The sequence below is a fragment of the Leuconostoc sp. genome (genome assembly GCF_965300815.1).
In genome coordinates this window covers 1-5,773 of sequence record NZ_CBDKZH010000030.1, presented here as the reverse complement: position 1 = coordinate 5,773, position 5,773 = coordinate 1, and the positions used below count along the sequence as shown (strand labels likewise).

General features: G+C 45.8%; 7 protein-coding genes and 1 riboswitch. All 7 genes read right to left on the bottom strand.

Going from position 1 to position 5,773, the window contains the following annotated elements; all coding sequences use genetic code 11:
* The coding region (locus tag ACW12G_RS03365) for an NADPH-dependent F420 reductase (RefSeq protein ID WP_455647268.1) at positions 1–425 on the bottom strand (425 nt) is incomplete at its 3' end.
* 2 nt (positions 426–427) lie between these two features.
* Positions 428–1,468: an LLM class flavin-dependent oxidoreductase gene (locus ACW12G_RS03360; protein ID WP_455647267.1), complete on the bottom strand. Its 1,041-nt coding sequence runs from the start codon at positions 1,466–1,468 to the stop codon at positions 428–430.
* A 167-nt stretch (positions 1,469–1,635) separates the two neighbouring features.
* Positions 1,636–2,115 carry a 6,7-dimethyl-8-ribityllumazine synthase gene (gene ribH / locus ACW12G_RS03355; protein ID WP_146977351.1) on the bottom strand — a complete coding sequence of 160 codons (480 nt, stop codon included), beginning with the start codon at positions 2,113–2,115 and terminating at the stop codon, positions 1,636–1,638.
* A gap of 12 nt (positions 2,116–2,127) precedes the next feature.
* The gene (gene ribA, locus ACW12G_RS03350) at positions 2,128–3,321 is read right to left on the bottom strand and encodes a GTP cyclohydrolase II (RefSeq protein ID WP_455647266.1); all 1,194 of its coding nucleotides are present in this window, start codon (positions 3,319–3,321) and stop codon (positions 2,128–2,130) included.
* Positions 3,314–3,910: a riboflavin synthase gene (locus tag ACW12G_RS03345; RefSeq protein WP_455646854.1), complete on the bottom strand. Its 597-nt coding sequence runs from the start codon at positions 3,908–3,910 to the stop codon at positions 3,314–3,316. Before ACW12G_RS03345 ends, ribA begins: the two co-directional genes overlap by 8 nt.
* Positions 3,874–4,932 (bottom strand): bifunctional diaminohydroxyphosphoribosylaminopyrimidine deaminase/5-amino-6-(5-phosphoribosylamino)uracil reductase RibD, encoded by a 1,059-nt coding sequence (gene ribD / locus ACW12G_RS03340; RefSeq protein WP_455646855.1) that lies wholly within the window; start codon positions 4,930–4,932, stop codon positions 3,874–3,876. Before ribD ends, ACW12G_RS03345 begins: the two co-directional genes overlap by 37 nt.
* 116 nt (positions 4,933–5,048) lie before the next feature.
* Positions 5,049–5,193, bottom strand: a riboswitch (FMN riboswitch).
* 85 nt (positions 5,194–5,278) lie between these two features.
* Positions 5,279–5,773: AI-2E family transporter (locus ACW12G_RS03335; RefSeq protein ID WP_455647265.1), on the bottom strand; the 495-nt coding region annotated here is incomplete at its 5' end.

Below are 5,773 nucleotides of genomic sequence, written 5' to 3'. Positions count from 1 at the left end.
GCTGACTCGTCAAACAAATCATGATAACCCATATGATTAAAAGCTTTTATCACTTGGCTATTGGATAAAAAGCGTTGGACTAATTCACTTGACGATTGCAAAGGATTGGTTAAATCAGTACGAATCCCATCAACTTCCCACCAGTAATTCATCGCATCTAACACGAGTTTACCATCTAAACCAGAGCGATCAATTGTTTCATACTTACTTAATGGCAAGGCTAGGATGACCAAATCGGCCTTAGCCTCCGCCTCTGCTGCCGTAACGGCTTTTGCGCCAGGTGCTAACACTTCAACTGTTAAAGCGATTTTTTCAACTGATCCAGAGCCAGCAATCAACACCTCGTACCCAGCTTTTAAGGCTAATTGTGCCAGTACGATTCCAACTTTTCCAGCCCCCAAAATACCGACTGTTTTAATCGCCATGGTTAATCCTCCGCTAATAATTCTCGTACACGTGGGATGACTTCAGTGGCGTACAATTCAATCATCCGTTCACGGGCTGCTGCTGGTTGCTCACCAGCACCATAAACCAAATCAAAACGGCCAACCCCAAGCGTCTTAATCGCTTTAGCCATGCGTTGGGCGACAACTTCTGGTGTACCGACATACATTGAACCAGATTGAATTTCGTGTTCAAAGTGTTCGCGAGACATTGGTGCCCAACCACGCGTCACCCCAATTTTATCAAAGGCGAGCTTAATATTTTCCCAAGCCATCTCAACAGCAGCTTCTTGCGTATCAGCAATGAAACCGTGAGAGTGCATTCCCAACGGGTGCGTTGGCATATCAAACTGCTTAGCCGCCCGTTCGTAAAGTTCAACATACGGCTTGAAACGAATCGGATCGCCACCAATAATGGCTAAAATCACTGGGAAACCAAAATGCGCTGCGCGGACAATCGATTCTGGTGAACCACCGACACCAACCCAGGTGTCCAAATGACCACTTTCCGTTTTTGGAAAGACATCGGCTTGTTTCAATCTCTGGGTAAATTCACCTTGCCAATCAAATGGCTTTTCTTCGAGCAACTTTGAAAACATAGCGATTTTTTCTTCAAATAAAGCGTCGTAATCACCAAGATCGTAACCAAACAATGGGAATGATTCTGTGAACGAACCACGCCCTAAAATAATCTGGGCGCGACCGTTAGAAACGGCATCCAATGTTGAAAAACGTTCAAAGACACGGACTGGATCATCAGAACTCAAGACCGTCACACCAGAACCAAGGGTAATTTGCTTTGTTTGTGTCGCAATCGCGGCCAAAACTGTTTCAGGACTAGAAATGGCAAATTCTTCACGGTGGTGCTCACCTAGCGTAATGACATCAACGCCCAATTTATCCGCCAACACCGCTTCTTTGACAACTTGACGCAAAGCTTGCGCATACGTCATCAACTGCCCATCACTGTTTTTTGGGACATCCCCAAATGTATCTAATCCTAAAATTACTTTTTCTGGCGCCATGTTCTGCTCCTTGTTTTCACTTATTTTTTATAAGTAAATTTTATGTTGAAATGTGACATTTGTCAACCAATATGTTTAACAACAAAAAAGCAAGCGGTTAACCGCTTGCTCAAATGTTTTTGAACTTATTTCAAATGATGTAGCCGATGTCTTGTGCACCATGCTGTTTATTGCCGCGCAATGGGCACAATTTGGTCATAAAGACTAAGCACTTCGAGTAAACTGAGTGCGACTTCAGCGCCTTTATTGCCGGCTTTGGCGCCAGCACGATGTTGGGCTTGTTCTAATGTGTCCGTCGTGACCACACCAAAGACAATTGGGATTGACAACGTCTGACCGAGCGCTGCCACCCCATTCGCCGCGGCATTAATCACCAAGTCATAGTGCGCGGTATCGCCTTTAATCACAGCACCTAGCGTCACAATGCCATCAAAGGCTTGCGTTTCGGCGACTTGCTTGGCCACCATTGGGATTTCAAATGCCCCTGGCACCCAAAATACACTGATATTTTCTGCTGCGACACCGTGCATGACTAGCGTCGTTTGCGCACCTTTTAAGAGTTGCTCAGTAATTAAATCATTAAATCGACTGACAACAATTGCAATTCGTCGCTGTTCATGTTGCGTGAAATGGCCTGAATAGATCATCATGGTCTCCTTTTAGAGTTGGTGCTGGAATTTTTCTTTTTTAGTTTGTAAATAGGTTTCGTTATAGGGGTTTTTGCCAACTAACAACGGCACACGCGCGACAACGTCAATCCCACACGCTTTTAAAGCGGTCACTTTATCTGGATTATTGGTGATTAACCGAATCGTCGTCAAACCCGCCGCCCGCAGTATCTCAGCTGCTTGGTTATAATTTCGTTCATCAGGTTGATGATTGAGGTGTAGGTTAGCATCATAGGTATCGAATTGGTGCTCTTGTAAGACATAACTACGTAATTTTTCATGCAAACCAATTCCCCGCCCTTCTTGTCTCAGATACAAAACGGCCCCACCATCTTGGGCGACCATGGCCAATCCAGCTTGTAATTGCGGGCCACAATCACAACGATAGGACCCAAACGTATCCCCAGTTAAGCATTCAGAATGTAACCGTACTAATGGCGGTTCTGATACTGATTGTTGACTGCGGAGTAGGAGCGCTGGTTCCGCTTGACCGGTTTGATATTCTGTTAACGTCAAATCACCGTACCGCGTTGGCAAATGAACGGTTACGCCTTCCCGAATACTTAACGTCGCTTCAAATTCACGATAGGCCACCAAGTCAGCCATACTTAATTGTTGTAAGCCATGCGTTGCGGCAATCTTGGCCAAACTTACTTCTCTAGCCATATGGCCATCATCAGCTAAAATTTCAATAATATAGGCGACTGGTGGCACACCGGCAATTTTGGCCAGTTCAACCGCCCCTTCCGTATGCCCTTGTCGTTGCAAGACGCCACCATCCTCAGCAACCAATGGGAAAATATGACCAGGTGTTTCAAACTGTTGGGCCCCAGCACTCAAATTCGCGAGTTGTTGAATTGTATGGGCCCGTTCAAAGGCCGACACCCCTGTTGTGCTATCAATATGATCGACGCTCACCGTAAATTTTGTCCCAAATTTTTCTGAATTCTGTTGCGTCATTTGCGCTAATCCGAGCGCAGCAGCCCGTTCAGCGGTCATCGGCACGGCCAGTACCCCACGGGCAATAGTGAGTGCTTGATTAATTTTTTCAGGCGTCACAAATGAGGCTAACCCGACTAAATCACCCTCATGTTCACGGTTTTGGTCATCCGTTAAAATGATCAGCTCGCCTTGCTTTAAAGCTGCCACCGCCTGCCGGACACGGGCTTGTACTGTATCACTCATGTGTCGCTCCCATCAAATATTTTGCTAAAATGTCAGTTTCAAGATTAACCTTGTCCCCGACGCGTAAGTCACTTAACGTTGTGTGGGTCAAGGTATGTGGAATTAACCCGATTGTGAAAGTATCTGTTGCACAAGTGACCACGGTCAAACTGACGCCTGACACGGTAATAGCGCCTTTTGGCGCAATTTGTTGTCGTAATGTCGATTGCTCAGGTTTAAATGTCAATAACACAGTGTCCTCAATTTGAGCAACTTGCGTCACTTGTGCCATGCCGTCCACATGTCCTGACACAATATGCCCGTCAAACCGATCAGTTGCCAACATGGCTTTTTCCAGATTAACAGCTTGCCCAATCTGATACTGTTGCACAATGGTCGTGGCATAAGTTGGTTGCATAATGTCAAAGGTTGCTACGTCAGCCGTTTTCGTCACAATCGTTAAACAAACGCCATCAATCATGATACTATCCCCAATCTTACTGGTCTCAAAAAAATGATTAGGCGCGGTCACCTGGAGGCGCAATGTTTGTGATAATTGCTGCTGAATGCTGGTTACACGACCAATGGTTTGCGTGATGCCTGTAAACATGTGGCGACCTCCTGATTAATATAACGTTTCCGTTGCGTATGACCGATGCGTTGAATATCATCTGGCAACTGTGGCAACACAATCCCGCTAACGCCATCAGCTAAAAGACTATCTGCCGTGTAAATGAGACATTCATGCCAGAGTTGGGCTTGTAAGAAGCTCCTCATCAGAGTAGGACCGCCTTCGACCATCACAGATTGCATACCCTTGCGGCCAAGATCAGCAATGATCCCAGGTAGTCCCGCCGACATCAATACAACATTTTCCTGTTGGGCAAATCGCGCATTTTCTGTATACACCAACCAGTCTTTTAAGCGGGCCGCAGGTTCATGCGCCAAGCGACCACGCCGATCAATCACCACCCGTTGCGGTTGTTGATGCGTTAACACCACATCACGTACGGTTAAGCGTGGCTGATCAATACGCCACGTCTCAGAGCCAACAATGATGGCACTATGTCGCGCACGCTGGCGATGCACATCTAAATCCGCCACGGCATCCGTGATTTTACTACGTTGCCCACGCACTGCACTCACATAACCATTGTGTGATTGAGCTAATTTAAGTTGAATATAGGGTTGGTGCTGTTCGTGATACTGATAAAACGCTGGATTAAGTTGACGACTATCATCAGTATCAAGCACGACCACTGAAATACCGGCAGCGCGTAATTTTTGGACACCTAAGCCATGTGTGGCTGGGTTAGGATCCAAGTCACCAATCACCACTCGTGCCAGCCCACAGTCACGGATCGTTTCAGCACAGGCGGCTACTTTACCACGGACTGCACATGGTTCCAGCGTAACATACAGCGTTGCCCCCTGTGCATCACGGGCAGCGCCTAAGTGATGAAACGCATTCATTTCCGCATGCGCCCCACCAAACCGTTCATGCCAACCAACCGCCAAGACTTGATCGGCCTTCACGATTACCGCGCCAACCCGCGGGTTTTCAAAAGTTTGTTCTGGCTGTGCCTTGGCAGCCGCTATAGCTGCCAGACGAAGCCCTGTTAAATCATCCATCTTTACCTCCTGTATTTTCAGGACAAAAAAACCGATATGCTAATAACAGCACATCGGGTTTACAGTAATTTGATCGATTCAAAAAAGCCCAAGATAGCAATCAGCACTATCTTGTTCTATCTCTTCTCCCATCCAGACTTTAACTGTCGGTCACAGATTCTCACTGTGTCAACCGCATGAACAATCACGCGGGTCACGGACTTTGGGACACGTTGTCCCATCACCGTCGGTCGGGAATTTCACCCTGCCCCGAAGATTAATTATTTAACCCTTTCAGATTAGCACCCAAAACCATTCCTGTCAATGAAAAAAGCACGTGTGCGCACACGTGCTTTTTTATGCGGCTTTAAACGCCACGAAAACGTTGAATTTTGAAAAAATCTAATAAGAACGTTAAAATTGGTAACCCAATCACAAGACCCCAAACACCAAAGAGCTTTTCCATGATAATCAAATTCAATAAGATCACCAAGATGGGCATATGCGTCCGATGTGACATAAAATGTGGGTGCAAGAAGTAAGATTCCAAAAAGTGAATCACTGCCACCGCAATGAGGATGACAATCACCGTATGCCAATTACCGATAATAAAGGCGGTAATCGTTAACGGTACTAACGACACCAACACACCGACAACTGGAATCAAACCTAAAATGAAAATCATGATGGTAAAGCCTAGTAAATATGGGAACTGTAAAAAGGCTAACACCGCCACCATTGCAGCGGTATTAATCACACAAATCAACAGTTGAACTTCAAATAAACGGCCCAAAATGATAATAAAGCGGTGCAAAATAATATAAAATTCACCAAAAAACTTTTTGTATGGACTGTGCAAAAA